An 18,183-nucleotide genomic window follows, 5' to 3' on the forward strand; every position below is an offset into this window, starting at 1 on the left:
GTGGCATGGCTGGTTGGCTATGTTCGGAAGGGATAACCGCTGAAGGCATCTAAGCGGGAAGCCTGTTCCAAGATGAGGTATCCCACCCTATGTGGGTTAAGGCCCCCAAGAGACGATTGGGTTGATAGGCCAGAAATGGAAGCACAGTAATGTGTTGTCGAGTTGACTGGTACTAATAGGCCGAGGACTTGCCCACAAAGATCGCTCGCATCCACTCTACGGTTCTGAAACACCACACCGGTGCCATCCCAGGGGTGGCGGGTGTGTTGTTTCGGAGTGTTTCGGTGGTTTTAGCGTCAGGGAAACGCCCGGTCCCATTCCGAACCCGGAAGCTAAGCCTGACTGCGCCGATGGTACTGCAACCGAAGGGTTGTGGGAGAGTAGGACACCGCCGAACTTAACTTAAAAGAAGGGGCGGGGCCCCGGTCGAGAACCTGAGAAGGTTTTCCCGGGGCCCAGATTCATTTCATGGACAAGGCCCGAACCCGGTCAATGGGTTCGGGCCTTCGTCATGTCCAGATCACAACGGCAGCCCGCGGAGATGGCAGCGCGAAGACGCTGCGAAGACACGTGGCTCAGCAACGGGACCGAGCGGGCTGGCAACGCGGCTGACAAGACCGCGATGATGGGGCACCGCGGTCCGTGCTGAGGGATGCACGAGCCGGAGGAAGGTGGCCAGCCGCGCCGGCGACACGGAAATAAAAGACCAACGCGGGGCACGAAGTGATGAGACGTAGTCAGCCGCGCTGGCGGAGGACACAACCGTAGGGGCTCCAGACGCTCCCGAACCATCAGGGCGCGCGGCGGCAGAGGTCGGTGGCAGCGGGACACGCACAAGCACGAGCCGCCGCGGAAGGTCGTTGCGGTGCACCGAGACCTCGTGGGGGGCCTGACATGCCCGAGCGGCCGGGGCCGCCGTTGGCGAGGCGGCAATGCGGGCGTGTGGGGAACGCACGAGCGCGAACCGTTGCGGGACAGCCGAGCCGGGGGAGGACTTCGAGGAGAGCCTCGATGTCGCGGGGATCAGACGGGCCTGCGCGGTTTGGGTGCCGCCGGTGTCGAGGCGGCATGCGCCCGTGTGGTGCAGCCAAGCCGCGGGGGCCATTGAGCGGAACCTGGACGTCGCGGGGATCAGACGGGCCTGCGCGGTTTCGGGCGCAGCCATCGGCGAGACGGAATATCCGGTCGCAGTGGGGAGCTGGCGAGCGAGAGCAGTTGGAGGGACAGCCGAGCGGTGGGAGGCCGTTGACGAGAACGTGGCCGTAGGAGGGAACAGACGCGAGCAGTCAGCCGCGGGACTCCGTTGCGGGAACGCAGCCGAAGCAGGCGATGGGGATCAGACGGGCCTGAGCGCCATGGAGCGCAGCCTGGAGCCAGCCGCCTGTGGTGAGTGGTCCGGCCCGCGGCAACCCGGCTCGGTCCTGGTCCGCGTTGAACCCGCTTGAGGGCAACAAAAAGGGTGCCGGAGCGCGAAGCTCCGGCACCCTTCCCTGTCGAACCTGTCAGAACCGTTCAGCCGAACCCGGTGGCCTACTTCAGGGCCGAGCCCTTTTGCCAGTCAGTCCAGGACTTGGACCAGTCGCCGTACAGGTCCCACACCGGCAGCTGCGGGCCGCCCGAGTTGGTGACTTCTACGACGTCTCCCAGGCCGAAGTTGTTGAAGAACCACTCCGCGTTGGCGGCGTTCAGGTTGATGCAGCCGTGCGAGACGTTGGAGTTGCCCTGCTGTCCGACGCTGTTCGGGTTTTCGTGGACGAACTCGCCGTCGTTCGAGATGCGTTCCGAGAACTTCTCGTTCGAGCGATACGCCTTCGGGTCCGGCGGGCAGACGCCGTACGTACAGGAGTCCATCATGTAGTTCGCCTGCTTGTCCGAGACGACGTGCGGGCCGAGGTGGGTGGGGGTCGCGTCCTTGCCCATCGAGATCGGCATCGACTTCACCATCGAACCGTTGTGGAAGATCTGCATCTGCTCGCTGTTGCCGTCGGCTTTCGCGATCCACGAATCGTGCACCTTGTACGTTTCGGTGCGATCGTCCGCTCCGTAGACGCCATTTCCGAAATCGACGCCGTAAATCTTCGCGGTCACCGTCAGCGTCGTGCCCGGCTGCCAGTATTCCTTCGGCCGGTAGTGGACGTTCTTGTCGTCCATCCAATACCAGCTGCCCTCCTGCTTCGGCGACGACTCGACCGTGAGCGTCTTCTCCACGGCGGCCTTGTTCTTCACCGGCACGCCGAAGCTGAACACGATCGGCTGCCCCACGCCGACGCCCGTGCTCTTCACCGCGCCCGGGGCCGGGATCAGGTTCGCGTTCGCCTGCTTCTTCGGCGACAGCGTGGTCACCTGCCCCTGCTGCTCGACGGTTTTCCCGTCCGCGCCTTGGGCATGCGCCTTCACCTGGTACGTGCCGCCGTAGCCGAGCACCTCGGTGGTCGTCCAGCTGAGCTTGTCCGGAGAGAACTCGCCCGCGACGGTTTTGCCCTTGGAGCTCGTGACCGTGACGTCCGTGAGCTTCCCGTTCGCCGCCTTCACGACGATCGGCGTGCTCGGGCTGATCCCGGACGCGTTGGCCGGTTCGATCGTCACCGACGCCGGCGTCGCGGTCTGGTTCGACCCGCCCGGAGAGCCGGGCGTGCCGCCGTTGCTGCCGCCGTCCCCGGAGGAACAGGCGGAAAGCAGCAGGGTCGCCGCGAGAATTCCGGCGAGCGGAAAAAATGTCTTCTTCGGGAACATTATGTCTCTTTTGTGAGGGTCCAGGAACGGCAGGTTCAGCTGCAAAACTACGCGATCGGAAAGACGCCCCGACCGGCGGATCGGTGCATTGGGGTGACGCGGATCACGATCGCGAATTCCGGCTCGCGGATCAGGGGCGCAGCAATCCGGGCGCTCCGTACAGGCCGGGGCCGTCGACGGTCAGTTCCTTCAGGTAGCCCAGGGCGGAGTCGTACGCCTGCGACGCCAGCTCGTCGGTACGCGAGAAGTCCAGCGGGCTCACCCGGACTGGGGCCGGGCCGGGCAGGTAGATCACCGGCACGGTCCGGGCCGCTACCGGCGCCTCCAGCACGGCCTGGTTGCGCATGCTGATCATCGCGGTGAACATCATCACCTCGGCGAACGTCCGGGGCGCGCCGGGCATTTTGCCGGGGAACGCGCAGTCCAGGACGACCAGCGACTTCGCGCCCATGCGCAACGCCTGCCGCATCGGGACGTTGGCGACCAGGCCGCCGTCGTAGAGCAGACGGTCTTCGTGCGGCACCGGCGGATAGATGCCGGGGATCGCGCAGCTCGCCAGGAGCGGCGCCCGCAGCGGACCGGAGGTGAGCAGGACCGGCTCGGCGGTGTCGACGTCGGTCGTGACCACGCCGAGCGGCATCGCCAGGTCCTCGAACCGGCGGCCGGCGCCGAGGTGGTCGTCGACGATCTTGGCGAGGCCGGTGTTCGGGAACAGATGGGTTTTGCTGTGCCGCAGCGTCCGGACCTGGCTGAACACGCCGCCGGGAAACGCCTCGGCCTTCGTCATGTGCGCCCAGATGTCGCGGAGCCGTCGGAGCCGGTCGTCGCCGGCCAGGGAAAGCACCGCGGCGTTCAGCGAACCGACGGACGTGCCGACTGCCAGATCCGGCGCGATGTCCGCTTCGTCGAGAGCTTGCAGCATGCCCACCTGCAGCGCGCCGAGGCTGCCGCCCCCGCCGAGGACGAACGCGACCGGCTTCGGGAGGTCAAATGCCTGCATACGGTCGAATTTAGTCAGCCGGACGGTTCCCGGGCGGGTGACTTCGGGTGACCTCGGTCAACTGCCGGTGCGCACGGGCTCCTCCGGCTGTTCGTCCGGAGAAGCGGGGGACACGCCCAGTGCCTTGCGTTTCTTCATGCGCAGCAAGAAAAACACCAGTACTCCGACCACCAGCGCGGCCACCACGAGGAACCCGGTGTTCATCGCGCTCTCGACCTGTTTGGCCGCCTCGCCCAGCGCGGCGCCGAGGCTGATGTGCGCCAGCGACCAGCAGAACGCGCCGGCGGCGGTCGCGGGGAGGAACTTGCGGAACGGCAGGTTCGACGCTCCCGCGGCGGCCGGCGTCAGGGTGCGCAGCACCGGAAGGAAGCGTGCGAAGAACACCGCCCACGCACCTCGCCGTTCGAGGACGCCGGTGGCCTTGTCCCACGCGTCCAGGCCGTATTTGCGGATGAGCTTCGTCTCCCGCAGCCGCGGTCCGAACTTCCGGCCGAGGGTGTAGCCGATCGAATCGCCAAGGGCCGCGCAGACGGTGACGACCGCCCACAGCGTCAGGAAGCGGGGCACGGACGTCGCCGTGGTCGCCGCGATCAGCAAGCCCGATTCGCCCGGGGCGATGAAGCCGAGGCCGATCGTGCACTCGGCCAGCACGAGCCCGCCTGCCGCCGCGACGAGACCCGGCTGGGGGAGTGCCTGCAGCCAGTCGAGGATGTCCGTTACTAAAGCCACACCATCACTTTACTGATTCTTGGGAATTGGGTGCCACGTTCGGGTGACCGGAGACGAGCGAGGGGCCCCGGTGCGTAACCGGGGCCCCTCGTCGAGACGTCTTCAGCGGGACAGCAGGCTGCTGGCTTCCTGGGCCGCCGGTCCTTCGGCGGTGAGGTGGGCGAGGTTCTCCGGGAGTTCCTCGCCGCGGTGTGCCTTGGTCTGGGCGTAGAGCCGTCCGGCGCGGTACGAGGACCGCACCAGGGGGCCCGCCATCACGCCGGGGAACCCGATCGCCTCGGCGGTTTTCGCGTGCTCGACGAACTCTTCGGGCTTGACCCACCGGTCCACCGGGTGATGCCGCGGCGAGGGCCGCAGGTACTGGGTGATCGTGATGATCTCGCAGCCCGCGTCGAACAAGTCCTGCAACGCGACGGTGACCTCTTCCGGCGTCTCGCCCATCCCGAGGATCAGGTTCGACTTCGTCACCAACCCCGCCGCACGCGCCTGGGTGATCACGTCCAGGGAGCGGGCGTAGCGGAAGCCGGGGCGGATCCGCTTGAAGATCCGCGGCACGGTCTCCACGTTGTGCGCCAGGACTTCCGGACGCGACCCGAACACCTCGGCCAACTGGTCGGGTTCGGCGTTGAAGTCCGGAATCAGCAGCTCGACCCCGGTGCCCGGGTTGAGCGCGTGAATCTGCCGCACCGTCTCCGCGTACAGCCACGCACCGCCGTCGGCCAGGTCATCGCGGGCGACACCGGTGATCGTCGAATAGCGCAGACCCATGGCCTGCACGCTCTCGGCGACCTTCCGCGGCTCCGTCCGGTCCAACGCAGCAGGCTTGCCCGTGTCGATCTGACAGAAATCGCAGCGCCGCGTGCACTGGTCACCACCGATCAGGAAGGTGGCCTCGCGGTCCTCCCAGCATTCGTAGATGTTGGGACACCCGGCCTCTTCGCAAACGGTGTGGAGGCCTTCGCGGCGAACCAGGCCCTTGAGTTCGGTGAACTCCGGCCCCATCCGCACCCGCGTCTTGATCCACGACGGCTTCTTCTCGATCGGCGTCTCGCTGTTGCGCACCTCAAGCCGCAACAACTTCCGCCCCTCCGGTGCAGCACTCACGGGCTCCACCCTACGCCCGGGAAACGGGCCTCAGCGCGGGTCGGGAGTGACGCCGGTCAGCTCGGCGGTCAGGTCCCACAATCTGGTCCCGGCCTCCGGATTCCGGGCCGGGGCAAGGGTGCGCACCTTCGTCGGACGGCCGCGGACGGCGAACGCCGGCCCGAGGTAGTCGCCGCCTTCGACGTCCGGGGCGGTCGCGGCGTACAGCTGCGGCAGCGCGCCCTGCTCGACGCGTTGGGCCAGCAGCATTCCGCCGAGCTTGCCGACTTCCCGCAGCACAGTGCGGAGCACGGGATTCCGGTACGAGCTGGCCATGTTCGTGGTCAGCCCGGTCGCGCTGTAGCCGGGATGCGCGAGCACGCTGAGCACGGTGGAATTCGCTGCGCGAAGGCGTCGGTCCAGTTCGATGCCGAAGGTTTGGTTCGACAGTTTCGCCTGGCCGTACGCGGCGGCCGCGCGGTAGGGGCGGCGTTCGGCGTTCGGGTCGTCCAGGTGCAGGTGCGCGCCGAGGGCGGCGACACTTGACAGCGTGACGACGCGGCCCGCCGGTGCGCCGCGCAGGGCGGGCATCAGCAGCCACGTCAGCGCGGCGTGTCCGAGGTGGTTCGTGCCGAACTGCAGCTCGAAACCGTCCGCGGTACGGCCCTGTGCGGTGGCCATCACCCCGGCGTTGTTCATCAGTACGTCCAGCGCGTCGCCGGTGAGTTCGCGCACCTTGGCGGCGGCTTCGCGGACGGACGCCAGGTCGGCGAGATCCAGCCGGACGAGTTCGGGTTTGGCGCCCGAAGCCGCGGCGCGGACCCGCTCGAGCGCGGTTTCGCCGCGTTCCGGCGACCGGCAGCCGAGCAGCACGCGAGCGCCGTGCGCGGCCAAGACTTCCGCCGAACGCAGGCCGAGGCCGGAATTCGCTCCGGTGATCAGGACGGTCCGGCCGCTCTGGTCGGGGATCCGGGCCTCGGTCCAGCGTTCGCTCATCGGGCTAGCTAACTACACGTCACGCGCTCGGCGCGAGCAGGCGCATCAGATGCCCGACCGGGCCGCGCCTGCGGACCGGGCCGGTGTCGCCTGCGCGGATCAGCGCGTCGAGCGTCCGCCCGACCTTGACGATCTCGTCGGCGGACTCGTCCGGTTCGGCGAGGCCGGCGGTGAGCGCCAGCATGTGCAGTTCGGTGCGGTGCAGCGGTTCCAGCGCCGGGCAGCGCTCGAGCGCGCCGTCCAGCACCGCGCGGAGGTCTTGGTGGTCGTGCTGCGCCTGCCGCCACGCGCGGGTGACGGCGTCGACCTGGTCGCCGGGCAGTTCCGCCTCGTCGGGATCGGCGAACTCGGCGCGCAGGTAGCCGCTGAGCAGTTGCGTCCACTTGTACTGCAGTGCCAGCAACAGGTTCTCTTCGGTGCCGAACTCTTCGGCGGCGCCCGGGATTTCGGCCAGCGACAGCGGCGCCTGCGGTGCACGCCTCGCCTGGCGGACAGCGGCATCGAGGATCTCTCGCCGCCGGTAGAAGTCGGTCCAGCTCATGGTGTGGCTCCCCTTCCGTGACCCGGGTCATACTGCCGGTCTGCGGCATACTCCCGGTACGGACCTGACGCAGCCAACATACCACGGGTATGGTCCGGCGACCCCCGGCGTAAGGTTGTGAGCGTGCCGACAATGAGGTCCCGACGACTCGACTACTCCGAGTCGACCCGATCCGCCCTGGTCGAGAGCGCGGTCGAACTGTTCACGAAACGCGGATACGCGGGCACCTCGCTCGACGAGGTCGCCAAACGCGCCCGCGTCACGAAAGGCGCGCTGTACCACCATTTCAGCGGGAAGCAGGCGCTCTTCGAGGCCGCGTTCGAACAGGTCGAAAGCCTGGTCTACGACCGGCTGCAGAAGATCATGACCGGCGACGGCGAGCCGTGGGAACGCGCGATGGGCGGGCTGCAGGCGTTCATCCGCAGTTGCCTCGACCCGTCGTACCAGCGGATCGCCATCCACGAGGGCCCGGTCGTGATGGGCTGGGAACGCTGGCGCGAGGCCGAGGAGCAGTCCAGTTTCGGGCTGGTCCGGTCCGGGCTGCAGCTGCTCGTCGACGCGGGCGAGGTGGAGCCGGTGCCGGTCGACCTCACCGCGCGGCTGCTGTTCGGCGCGCTGTCGAGCGCGGCCACCGAGATCGCCGGCGCGGCCGACCCGAAGAAGGTCGGAGCCGAGATCGAGGACGTCATCATGCGGATGCTGACCCGGCTGCGCCGCCCGGCGGGAGACCAGGAACGGCCCGCCGCGGGCTGACCAGTCCGCCGTTAGGCTGGCGGACATGGACTTGAGGATCTTCACCGAACCCCAGCAGGGCGCGAGCTACGACGACCTGCTGCGGGTCGCGCGGACCACCGAAGCCGCGGGATACGACGCGTTCTTCCGCAGCGACCACTACCTCAAGATGGGCAGCGCGGACGGCCTTCCCGGGCCGACCGACGCGTGGATCACCCTCGCCGGCCTCGCCCGCGAAACCGAGCGGATCCGGCTCGGCACGCTCGTCACCGCGGCCACCTTCCGCCACCCCGGCCCGCTCGCGATCTCGGTCGCGCAGGTGGACCAGATGTCCGGCGGGCGCGTGGAATTCGGCTTCGGCGCCGGCTGGTACGACGACGAGCACACCGCCTACGGCCTCACCCTGCCGCCGCTCAAGGAGCGTTTCGACCGCTACGCCGAGCAGCTCGCGGTGATCACCGGCCTGTGGAAGACCCCGGCCGGGGAGAAGTTCTCCTACTCCGGCGAGTACTACACGCTCGCCGACTCGCCCGCGCTGCCGAAGCCCGCGCAGTCGCCCGCGCCGCCGGTGATCATCGGCGGGGGCGGCAAGAAGCGCACCCCGGCGCTGGCCGCGCGGTACGCCGACGAGTTCAACCTGCCGTTCGTGGATGCCGACACCGCGCTGGCGCAGTTCGAGCGCGTCGACGCGGCGGCGGAGGCGATCGGCCGGGACCCCAAGGAAATCCTGCGCTCGGTCGCGCTCGTGCTCGCGGCGGGCCGGGACGAGGCCGAGGTCGCGCGCCGGGCGGCCGCGATCGGCCGGGAAACCGACGAACTGCGGGCCAACGGCCTGGCCGGGACCGCGGCGGAGATCGTGGACCGGATCGGGCAGTGGCGCGAAAAAACCGGGATCACCCGGCTGTACCTGCAGGTGCTCGACCTGTCCGACCTCGACCACATCGAGTTCGTGGCGTCCGAGGTCGCTCCGCAGCTCGACTGAGCCCCCGAAAAGCCGTGAAGGACTCCTTGAGGGAATCAGATTCCCTCAAGGAGTCCTTCACGGACAGCTGGGTCAGTTCTGCAGGGCGAAGGTGACGCCGGGGGCCTTCGGGGCCTCCGGACGCGGCAGCCAGCGGTCGTCGCTCACCGGCAGTTCGCCTTCGAGCGCGGCCAGCACCAGCTCCTTCGCCAGCGGCAGCACCTCGGAGACCGGGACGTCGCGCTGCAGTTCCCAGGACAGCGAGGTGACGCCCGCGTCGCGGATGCCGCACGGCACGATGTTGTCGAACGCGGCCAGGTCGGCGTTGCAGTTCAGCTCGAACCCGTGCATGGTGACGCCGCGCTGGACGCGGATGCCGATCGCGGCGATCTTGCGCTCGATCCCGCGCTCGTCGGCCGGGATCCACACGCCGCTGCGGCCCTCGACGCGGCCGGTGCGCACGCCGAACCGGTCGCACACCGCGATCAGCGCCTCCTCGAGGCGGCGCACGTAATGCATCACGTCGATCGGGTCGGCGAGCTTCAGGATCGGGTAGCCGACCAGCTGGCCGGGGCCGTGCCAGGTGATCTTGCCGCCGCGGTCGACGTCGATCACCGGGGTGCCGTCGGCGGGCCGGTCCTCGGGTTCGGTGCGCTTGCCCGCGGTGTAGACCGACGGGTGCTCCAGCAGCAGCATGGTGTCCGGCCCGGTTTCGTCCGCACGAGCGGTGAGGATCTCCCGCTGCAGGTCCCAGGCCTCGGTGTAGTCGATCGTCCCGATCTCGCGCACGACGAGGGGTTCGGTGGCGATCCGGCAGCTTGCGCTCGAAGAACTCACCGTTCGAGGCTACGCCTTTCGTCCGGCGGAAAGGGAATCAGCCGGAGTGCGGTCGCTGACACCAGTCCGACGCCGAGCACCGCGAGCACGGCCCCGATGGTGTCGGTGACCCAGTGCACGCCGAGCACGATCCGGCAGGCCGCGGCCAGCACCGTCGCGGCGGCGGAAATCCCGATCGCCCACCGGACGAACCGCGGCCGGAGCCAGGCGCAGAGGAGCACCACGACCAGGCTGGTCGTCGCCACGGAGACGACGTGGCCGCTGGGGTAGCTCAGATCCGGGTACACCCGCGGGCGCTGGCGCTGGAACACCGGCTTGAACGCCAGGCTGGTGAACCGGCACAGAAGCAGCACCACGGCGAGCCGCACGCACAGCGAGAACTGGGAGCGGTCGCGCAGCACGATCGCCAGCAGCAGCACGCCGAGCACATACGGCAGCACCGGGCCGAGGACGTTCGTCACCACGCCCGCGATCTGGCCGGCCGGGCGAGTGTCCTGTCCCCGCAGGGCCGTGGCGACCTCGACGTCGAGCTGCAGCGGCTGCCGGTCCACCAGAAATCCGAGCCACAGGAACGCGGCGAACAGCACCACGCCAACGACGATCCACCGGACGCGCGGCATCGTCATGTCGCCGCGGCGAGCGCGCTGTCGACGGTGCGGTGCCGGAATTCGTAGCCGCTCGCCTCCAGCTTCCGCGGCACCGCGCGCTGTCCGAACAACGCCATCTCCTCGGCGGCCTGGCCGAGCGCGATCTTCATCGCGATTTCCGGCACCCACCACGGCGCGGGCCGGTGCACGGCGTGGCCGAGGGCCTTGGTGAACTCGGCGTTGGTGACCGGGATCGGGCCGGTGAGATTGACCGGGCCGGACAGCGAATCGTGCTCCAGAATGTGCACGAGGGCACCGATTTCGTCGTCCAGCGCGATCCACGGCATGAACTGGCTGCCGTCGCCGAGCCGTCCGCCGAGCGCGAAGCGGAAGAGCGGACGCAGCACGTCGAGCAGGCCGCCGCGGCGGGCCAGGACGAGACCGGTGCGGACCGAGACCACGCGCGCGTTGGCCGCCGCGGCGGTCGCGTTCTCCCATTCGACGCACATCTCGGCGAGAAAACCGTTGCCCGCCTTGGTGTCCTCATCGACCACAGTGGACCCGGTGTTGCCGTAATAGCCCACGGCGGAGGCATTCACCAGCACCCCGATGCCGTGCTCCGCCACCGCTTCGGCGAGCACCTCGGTCGGCTCGACGCGGCTGTCGAGCAGCTGCTGTTTGCGCATGGCGCTCCAGCGACCGGGCAACAGCGGCGCGCCGCACAGGTTCACCACCGCGTCGACGCCGTCGAACGCGCCGTCGTCGATCCGCCCCGACGGCGGGTCCCAGCCGCGCTCGTCTTCCGCCCGCGCGGTGCGCCGCACCAGCCGGCGCACGTCGTGCCCGGATTCGCGCAGCCGTCCGGTCAATGCGGTGCCGAGGAGACCGCCGGAGCCCGCGATGAGTACCCGCATGCCTCTGATCGTGTCCTATCGGCCCGGTTCGCGCACACCCGGGCGGAGCTGACCGGCGACGTCGGCGGCGGCGGTCAGCAGCACCAGCGCGGGAATCGCGGCGGTCGGCTTGAGCCGGTAGCTGCCGCGGCGGTCCTGCTCGACCAGCCCGGCCGCGGTGAGCGCCTTGAGGTGGTGATAGAGCCGTCCTGGCGAGCTGAGTTCGGCCGCTTCCTGCAGCGCGGCCCCGGTTTGCGCGCCGTCGCGGGCGAGCAGCCGGACGAGCGCGATCCGGTCGGTGTTCGCCAGCGCGGCGAGCACCTCGGCGCGCGGCCCGTCCGGCAGCGACAGGACTGCCGGGGTGGTGAGCCGGATTTCCCAGCGCAGCTCGGGATCGGTCAATTCACCCTGGTAGCCGACGATTCCCCGCGGGCTGTCCGGGACGGGTTCGGCGGACCGTCCCTCCAACGCGGCCAGCCGGCGTTCGAGCGCCGCGACGCGCTCGGCGAGGTCATCGGTCATGCGGGTCAGTGTCCCAGCGCGCGCTCCAGTGCCGTGAAGGTGGCCGGGAGGTACAGCGCGTCGACGCACAGCCGCATCAGCGCCGGAACGTGCTGAAGGTCGGCGGCCGTCGCGTTCTGAAGCAGGATCGTGCCGGTACTCGGAGCGCGGTCCGGCCACAGCACGTCGAACGCCAGCACCAGGACGGCGGACAAGCTGCCGCCTTTGAACAACAAGGCATCCGCGCCCGGCGGCTTCCGTTCCGGGAACTGGGTGAGGATCTGCTGCGCGAGGACGGCGGCCCGGTCCTTGCCCGCGGCGATTTCGCGGTGCAGCCCGAACAAGTGCGCGGCAGTGCCCTGGCCGGTTCCCGCCTCCCAGATCCTGGTGTGTTCGGGCGTCGGCGGATGGGCGAAGACCCGCGGAATCACGGTGGCACGGAACGACGCGTCGTGGACGAACCGGTTCGTCAGCGCATTGCCCAGGGCACGGCGGACCGCGCTCGGGGTGCCGGGCGGCGGACAGTACTCGGGCAGCACCCACATCAGCGTTTCCCCGCAGAACATCCGGGTGTCGGGGTGGTGCCAGCCGCCGCGCGCGGCCGCGCGGCGCAGCGCCGAGTCGCCGAGCCGGGCGTGCAGGTAGTCCGCGGCGGCGTTGTCGCTGACCAGAATCATCAGCTCGGCGATCTTGTGCAGCGGCACTCGCTGCTCCGGATCCTTCGCGATGCCGAACTCGTCGCACGGGATTCCCAGCAAGGTCAGGGCTTCGTGGTGCGTCCCCTGGCCGAGAAGGCCGTCGCCGAAGAACGGATGCCGGGCGTCCCAATCACCGACGCGCACCGGTTCGGCCGGATCGAGCCGTCCTTCGGCGACCGCCGTCGTGTAGGCGAGCAGATGCACCACCTTGACCGCGGAGGCGAGCGGACGTTGCTGGTCTGGCCGGTGCTCGAAGCACGTGCGGTCGGAGAAGACCGCGGACACGTCGTCGCGGTGCGCGGCGAGCCGGGCGAGCCAGCCTTCGGGCGTGGATTGGTCCGGGGGATCGGCCAGCGCGAGCGAGGGGGCGACGAACGTGGCGGCCCCCGCTGCTGTGACCGACGCGAGCAAGCTTCGTCGGGTGAGCATGAGCCAAGCCTACTCCGGAATTCCGAAAATCCGGAATAGCTGACTACGCGGAACGGCGAACGGCGAAGGCCCCCGCACCCGTGGGGCGGATTCACGCGGTCGTCGCAACACCTGATGATCTATGTGGTGGCCGTTAGCAGATTACGCAGGCGCTCGGCTGGTGTTGACCAGCCGAGCGTTTTGCGTGGTCGGCGGTTGAGTTTCTGGGCGACGTGTTCGAGGTCTTCGGTGCTGTGAACGGACAGGTCGGTCCCTTTGGGGAAGTACTGGCGCAGCAGTCCGTTGGTGTTCTCGTTTGAGCCGCGTTGCCAGGGTGCGTGCGGGTCGCAGAAGTAGACCGGAACCCCGGTCGCGATCGAGAACTGCTTGTGCGCGGCCATTTCACAGCCCTGGTCCCAGGTCAGCGAGCCGCGCAGGTGTGCGGGCAGGGTCTGGATCAGCGGGACGAGCACGTCCCGGACTTCCTCGGCGGTGTGCCCGCCGGGCAGGTGCCCGAGCATGACGTAGCGGGTGGAGCGCTCGACCAGCGTCACGATCGCGCTCTCGCTGCGGGTGCCGACGATCAGGTCGCCTTCCCAGTGGCCGGGGACCGCGCGGTCTTCGACCTCGGCCGGGCGCTGGGAGATCATCACCATGCCGTCGACGAACCGGGGTGTGCGCTGGTCAGGTTTGCGGTGCGGCTTCCGGCGGGTGCGGCCGGTCCGCAGCGCGGCCGCGACCTCGCGTCGCAGCCCGCCCCGAGCCTGGACGTAGATCGCCTGGTAGATCGTTTCCGGACTCGCCCGCATGTCCTCATCGTCGGGGAACTCGCGGACGAGCGCCTGACAGATCTGCTCGGGTGACCACTGTTCCCGCAGCTTGTCGGCGACATAGGCGCGCAACGGACCGTCCTGGGCGAGTTTCGACGGCTTCGGCCGCGGCCGGCTTCCCGCCCAGGCCCGCTGAGCGTGGTGCGGCCGATAGACACCGTTGACCGACCGCGTGTCGATCTCCCGTTTGACGGTGGACGCCGGGCGGCCCAGCGCCCGCCCGATCGCCCGGAACGACTCGCCCTGCCGGCGCATGTCGGCGATCAGCTCCCGTTCGGCCACCGTCAAGTACCGCGGGTGCAAAGTGGCCTCGACCGCCGCGACAGACGGCTGCGAGGACAAAGGAACGACAGTGGTCACGCCCGTCTTGTAGTCGATCCGGCGCCCATCCGGGTGGAGGCGCGTGTGACCGATCTGCCGGATACCGCGATCCCAGTCCCGGGCGGTGCGCTCGTTGACGCCGACCCGAGTGGCGGCATCCCGTGATCGCACACCGGCCGCGCGAAGCCGGTCGTACTCCGCCCTGCCCGGATGCCCGGACGTGCCCGACTTCCCCGTGCCCCGCACTCCTGCCTGCCGCGCCCAAGTGTGAGCCGTTCCCCGAGACACCCCGACCACCCGGGCGGCACCCGAAACGTTGCCCTTCTCCCGATCAAGAGCCTCGAAGAACTCCTTCTTCAACCTCTCAAAATCCACGATCCCCGCAACTCCCTGCAATCCAGGGTGTTGCGGGGACCGCTAGAACCCGCCTGGCGGATGCGGGGGCCTTCGGCCGAGAGAGTTACCGGATCAGAGACCCAGCTCGTCCTCGAAGTTGCCCTCTTCCAGCCGCTGCTTGATCGTGGTCAGGAAGCGGCCGGCGTCGGCGCCGTCGACCAGGCGGTGGTCGTAGGTCAGCGGCAGGTACGCCATCGAGCGGACCGCGATGGTGTCGTTGCCGTCGGCGTCGCTCACCACGACCGGGCGCTTCACCACGGCGCCGGTGCCGAGCATGCCGGACTGCGGCTGCACGATGATCGGCGTGTCGAACAGGGCTCCGTTGGAGCCGATGTTCGTGATGGTGAAGGTGCCGCCGGTCAGCTCGTCCGGCTTGACCTGGTTGGCCCGGGCCCGCGCCGCCAGGTCGGCGATGCGGTGCGCGAGACCGGCCAGGCTCAGCTCGCCCGCGTCGTGGATCACGACCGAGAGCAGGCCGCGCTCGGTGTCCACCGCGATGCCCAGGTGCACGGCGCCGTGGTAGGTGATCTCCTTCGTGTCCTCGTTGTAGGACGCGTTGACGTTCGGGTGCTGCTTGAGCGCCTCGACGGTCGCCTTGGCGAAGAACGGCAGGAACGTGAGGTTGACGCCCTCGCGCTCCTTGAACGCCGCCTTCGCGCGCTGGCGCAGCTTGGCGATCTTGGTGACGTCCACCTCGTGCACCTGCGTGAGCTGCGCGGAAACCTGCAGCGACTCGCGGGTCTTGGTGGCGGTGATCTGCCGGATCCGGCTCGCCTTCTGCACGGTGCCGCGCAGGGCGGCGACCTCCGGCGAGACCGCGGCGGCGCGCGGCGCGGACGGAGCGGCGGCGGCCGGAGCGGACGGGGCGGAAGCAGCCGGGGCCGGAGCCGCCTTCTGCTTGGCCTCGGCGGCGGCGAGCACGTCCTGCTTGCGGATGCGGCCGCCGACTCCGCTGCCGGTCAGCGACGCGAGGTCGATGCCGTGCTCGGAGGCGAGCTTGCGCACCAGCGGCGTGACGTACGGGCCGTCCGCGGAGCCGTTGTCCGCCGGGGCCTGCGCGGCTGGGGCGGGCTTGCTCTCCTGGGCCGGAGCGGGAGCCGGGGCTGCGGGCGCGGGGGCCGGAGCCGCCGGGGCCGGAGCGGGCTTGCTCTCCTGGACCGGGGCCGGAGCGGGCTCGGGTTCCGGAGCCGGGGCGGGCTTGCTTTCCTGCGCCGGGGCGGCGGCCGGGGCGGCGCTGGCGTCGCCGATGACCGCGAGCACGCCGCCGACCTCGACGGTCTCGTCCTCGCCCGCGCGGATCTCCAGCACGGTGCCGGCGACCGGCGACGGGACCTCGGTGTCGACCTTGTCGGTGGAGATCTCGAGCAGCGGCTCGTCGACCTCGACGGTCTCGCCGACCTGCTTCAGCCAGCGGGTGACGGTGCCCTCGGTGACGCTCTCGCCCAGCTCGGGCAGCTTCACCTCGGTGCCCGAACCGCCGGCGGCCGGAGCGGTGTCCGGCTGCGACGGGGCGGACTCGGCGGGGGCGGCGGATTCGGCCTGGGCAGGGGCTTCCTGCTGCTGCGGGGCGGGCTCCGGCTCGGCCTGCTGGGCCGGCGCGGAGGACTCGGGCACGCCGCCGGTGCCGTCGTCGATCACCGCCAGCTCGCCGCCGACCTCGACGGTGTCGTCTTCCTTGGCGCTGATCTTCACGACCGTGCCTGCCACCGGCGACGGTACTTCGGTGTCGACCTTGTCGGTCGAGATCTCGAGCAACGGCTCGTCGACCTCGACGGTGTCGCCCTCCTGCTTCAACCACCGGGTGACGGTTCCCTCGGTGACGCTCTCGCCGAGCTCCGGCAGCGTGACGGAGTAGGCCATTGTTCGCTGGCTCCCTTGATCGCTAAGACGTGGTCTGGATTGTGCTGGTTGCGCGTCAGCTGTGCACGTGCAGCGGCTTGCCCGCGAGGGCGAGGAACGCTTCGCCGAGTGCCTCGGTCTGCGTGGGGTGCGCGTGGATCAGCGGGGCGACGTCCTCCGGGAACGCCTCCCAGCTGTAGATCAGCTGCGCTTCGCCGATCAGCTCGCCGACCCGGTCGCCGACCATGTGCACGCCGACGACGGGGCCGTCCGGCGCCTTCACCAGCTTCACGCCGCCGGAGGTCTTGAGGATCTGGCTCTTGCCGTTGCCGCCGAGGTCGTAGGTGAACGTGGTGACGTCCGAGCCGTACTTCTCCTTGGCCTGGGTCTCGGTGAGCCCGACCGAGGCGACCTCGGGGTGCGAGTAGGTGACGCGCGGGATGCCGCGCTCGTCGATGGCGCGCGGGTTCAGTCCGGCGATCTCCTCGGCCACGAAGATGCCCTGCTGGAAGCCGCGGTGCGCGAGCTGAAGGCCCGGCACGATGTCGCCGACCGCGTACACGTTCGGCAGGTTGGTGCGCAGCCGGTCGTCGGTGAGCACGAAGCCGCGGTCGATCTTGACGCCCGCCTCCTCGTAGCCGTGCCCGGCCGAGTTCGGGCCGCGGCCGACGGCGACCAGCAGCAGGTCGGCCTCCAGCGTCTCGCCGGACTCCAGCGACACGCTGACGCCGTTGTCGTCCTGCTTCGCGCCGGTGAACTTCACGCCGGTCTTGAAGGCGATCTTGCGCCGGCGGAACGCCCGCTCGAGCTGCTTGGAGGCGTACTCGTCCTCGTTCGGGACCAGCCGCGGGAGCGCCTCGACCACGGTGACGTCGACCCCGAAGGAAGCCCACACGCTGGCGAACTCCACGCCGATCACGCCGCCGCCGAGCACGACGACCTTCTTCGGCACGTAGTCCAGCGTCAGCGCCTGCTCGCTCGCGATGATGCGGCCGCCGAGCTCGAGGCCGGGCAGGGTGCGCGAGTACGAACCGGTGGCGAGGATGACGTTCTTGCCGGTGTAGCGCGTGCCGTCGACCTCGACGGTCGTGCCGCCGACGAACCGGCCGGTGCCCTCGACGAGGTTCACCTTGTGCGCCTTGGCCAGGCCCTGGAGGCCCTTGTACAGCCGGGAGACGATGCCGTCCTTGTACTTGTTCACCCCCGCGATGTCGATGCCCTCGAACACGGCCTTGACGCCGAAGGTCTCGGCGTCGCGGGCCTCGTCGGCGACCTCGGCGGCGTGCAGCAGGGCCTTGGTCGGGATGCAGCCCCGGTGGAGGCAGGTCCCGCCCAGCTTGTCCTTCTCGATCAGCGTGACGGAAAGGCCCAGCTCGGCAGCGCGGAAGGCCGCGGCGTAGCCGCCCGATCCGCCTCCCAGGATCACGAGGTCGGCGGAGGTGTCGCTCACTTCAATAACTCCTCGGCAGCGATAGGGGTGGAGCTTCGGTCGCCGCGGCACCCGGTATAACCGCGCGCGCGACAACCGCCATCTTGTCACTACGCCGATCGGCGTTGCGACCTAGCCGGGCCAAGGCGGCGCTGCGACACCGGCCACACACGCGCCCGGGAATAATGAAGTCCGGACTCTCGCCGGAAGAAAGGTGGTCGAAGTGGGGATCTTCGACTCGTTGCGCCGCCGCGGCAGACGCGGCCCGGCCGCCGGAGCAGGCCGCTCCGCGGGCTCGGCCGACACCCGCTACCTGGAGGAATGGGCCGCCGCGCGGCGTGGGGTGGAAGCCTACGTCGAGCCGCCGACCACGGTGACCGACACCACTGTGGTGCTCGTCGCGCACGACGGCGAATGGACCCGCCGCCGCATCGGCAGCCTCGCCGCGGCGCAGAAGTTCGGGCACAAGCACACGATTCCGGTGTACGAGGCGGCGCGGGTGGGGTATCCGAAGCGGATGCGGGAGTACACCGAACGGCAGAAGCGTCGGTCTGGGGGGTGAGGCTGGGGGTCGCTGTCGGTAGTTGGGGCTGGGGTTCGGCTCGTCGCCCTGGGGGCGACATTGCCGGTGATCTGGGTTGCGTGGGGCACCCCGATTTTTGATTGTGC

At 69.5% G+C, this 18,183-nt stretch carries 17 protein-coding genes, 1 rRNA gene and 1 other annotated feature (1 of these 19 cut by a window edge); of the genes, 4 read left to right on the plus strand and 14 right to left on the minus strand.

Going from position 1 to position 18,183, the window contains the following annotated elements:
- Positions 1 to 196: a sequence feature (mutual gap in cmsearch alignment for this rRNA model is longer than 100), on the plus strand (it extends 2,867 nt beyond the left edge of the window).
- Positions 197 to 280: 84 nt separating this feature from the next.
- Positions 281 to 397, plus strand: a 5S ribosomal RNA gene (gene rrf / locus SSMG_RS08515).
- A gap of 1,133 nt (positions 398 to 1,530) precedes the next feature.
- Here the strand turns inward: rrf and SSMG_RS08520 are convergent.
- The 6 genes from SSMG_RS08520 to SSMG_RS08545 form a co-directional block, all read right to left on the minus strand.
- Positions 1,531 to 2,733 carry an Ig-like domain-containing protein gene (locus tag SSMG_RS08520; protein ID WP_009074737.1) on the minus strand — a complete coding sequence of 401 codons (1,203 nt, stop codon included), beginning with the start codon at positions 2,731 to 2,733 and terminating at the stop codon, positions 1,531 to 1,533.
- A 130-nt stretch (positions 2,734 to 2,863) separates the two neighbouring features.
- A complete protein-coding gene (locus tag SSMG_RS08525; protein WP_009074739.1) occupies positions 2,864 to 3,733 on the minus strand; it encodes a patatin-like phospholipase family protein in 870 nt (289 codons plus the stop codon).
- A gap of 57 nt (positions 3,734 to 3,790) precedes the next feature.
- Positions 3,791 to 4,462: a DedA family protein gene (locus SSMG_RS08530; protein ID WP_009074741.1), complete on the minus strand. Its 672-nt coding sequence runs from the start codon at positions 4,460 to 4,462 to the stop codon at positions 3,791 to 3,793.
- A gap of 102 nt (positions 4,463 to 4,564) precedes the next feature.
- The gene (gene lipA, locus SSMG_RS08535) at positions 4,565 to 5,566 is read right to left on the minus strand and encodes a lipoyl synthase (protein ID WP_037713013.1); all 1,002 of its coding nucleotides are present in this window, start codon (positions 5,564 to 5,566) and stop codon (positions 4,565 to 4,567) included.
- A gap of 30 nt (positions 5,567 to 5,596) precedes the next feature.
- A complete protein-coding gene (locus SSMG_RS08540; protein ID WP_009074745.1) occupies positions 5,597 to 6,541 on the minus strand; it encodes an oxidoreductase in 945 nt (314 codons plus the stop codon).
- A 19-nt stretch (positions 6,542 to 6,560) separates the two neighbouring features.
- Positions 6,561 to 7,082 (minus strand): hypothetical protein, encoded by a 522-nt coding sequence (locus tag SSMG_RS08545; RefSeq protein ID WP_009074747.1) that lies wholly within the window; start codon positions 7,080 to 7,082, stop codon positions 6,561 to 6,563.
- A gap of 132 nt (positions 7,083 to 7,214) precedes the next feature.
- Between SSMG_RS08545 and SSMG_RS08550 the strand changes: the two genes are divergently transcribed.
- On the plus strand, positions 7,215 to 7,835 hold the full coding sequence (locus tag SSMG_RS08550) for a TetR/AcrR family transcriptional regulator (RefSeq protein WP_037713016.1): 621 nt from the start codon (positions 7,215 to 7,217) through the stop codon (positions 7,833 to 7,835).
- Positions 7,836 to 7,860: 25 nt separating this feature from the next.
- Positions 7,861 to 8,796, plus strand: a complete 936-nt coding sequence (locus SSMG_RS08555; RefSeq protein ID WP_009074750.1) for an LLM class F420-dependent oxidoreductase — start codon at positions 7,861 to 7,863, stop codon at positions 8,794 to 8,796.
- Between the two features lie 72 nt (positions 8,797 to 8,868).
- On the opposite strand, the gene lipB is transcribed toward SSMG_RS08555, so the two are convergent.
- The 8 genes from lipB to lpdA form a co-directional block, all read right to left on the minus strand.
- A complete protein-coding gene (gene lipB / locus SSMG_RS08560; protein WP_009074752.1) occupies positions 8,869 to 9,612 on the minus strand; it encodes a lipoyl(octanoyl) transferase LipB in 744 nt (247 codons plus the stop codon).
- A complete protein-coding gene (locus tag SSMG_RS08565; protein WP_037713018.1) occupies positions 9,609 to 10,238 on the minus strand; it encodes a phosphatase PAP2 family protein in 630 nt (209 codons plus the stop codon). Before SSMG_RS08565 ends, lipB begins: the two co-directional genes overlap by 4 nt.
- Positions 10,235 to 11,113, minus strand: coding sequence for a TIGR01777 family oxidoreductase (locus SSMG_RS08570; RefSeq protein WP_009074756.1), 879 nt, complete (start codon positions 11,111 to 11,113; stop codon positions 10,235 to 10,237). Before SSMG_RS08570 ends, SSMG_RS08565 begins: the two co-directional genes overlap by 4 nt.
- Before the next feature lie 15 nt (positions 11,114 to 11,128).
- Positions 11,129 to 11,614, minus strand: coding sequence for a helix-turn-helix transcriptional regulator (locus tag SSMG_RS08575; protein ID WP_009074758.1), 486 nt, complete (start codon positions 11,612 to 11,614; stop codon positions 11,129 to 11,131).
- A 5-nt stretch (positions 11,615 to 11,619) separates the two neighbouring features.
- Entirely contained in the window at positions 11,620 to 12,720 is a 1,101-nt protein-coding gene (locus tag SSMG_RS08580; RefSeq protein ID WP_009074760.1) for a serine hydrolase, read from the minus strand.
- Between the two features lie 119 nt (positions 12,721 to 12,839).
- Positions 12,840 to 14,021, minus strand: coding sequence for an IS30 family transposase (locus SSMG_RS08585; RefSeq protein WP_100267033.1), 1,182 nt, complete (start codon positions 14,019 to 14,021; stop codon positions 12,840 to 12,842).
- A 297-nt stretch (positions 14,022 to 14,318) separates the two neighbouring features.
- Positions 14,319 to 16,106, minus strand: a complete 1,788-nt coding sequence (sucB, locus tag SSMG_RS08590; RefSeq protein ID WP_009074766.1) for a 2-oxoglutarate dehydrogenase, E2 component, dihydrolipoamide succinyltransferase — start codon at positions 16,104 to 16,106, stop codon at positions 14,319 to 14,321.
- A gap of 55 nt (positions 16,107 to 16,161) precedes the next feature.
- On the minus strand, positions 16,162 to 17,535 hold the full coding sequence (gene lpdA, locus SSMG_RS08595; protein ID WP_009074768.1) for a dihydrolipoyl dehydrogenase: 1,374 nt from the start codon (positions 17,533 to 17,535) through the stop codon (positions 16,162 to 16,164).
- Positions 17,536 to 17,737: 202 nt separating this feature from the next.
- Here lpdA and SSMG_RS46735 point away from each other — a divergent pair, with 202 nt between their 5' ends.
- Positions 17,738 to 18,076 carry a hypothetical protein gene (locus SSMG_RS46735; protein ID WP_009074770.1) on the plus strand — a complete coding sequence of 113 codons (339 nt, stop codon included), beginning with the start codon at positions 17,738 to 17,740 and terminating at the stop codon, positions 18,074 to 18,076.
- Positions 18,077 to 18,183 lie beyond the last annotated feature (107 nt).

The organism is Streptomyces sp. AA4 (assembly GCF_000158875.1).
Taxonomy (GTDB): domain Bacteria; phylum Actinomycetota; class Actinomycetes; order Mycobacteriales; family Pseudonocardiaceae; genus Amycolatopsis.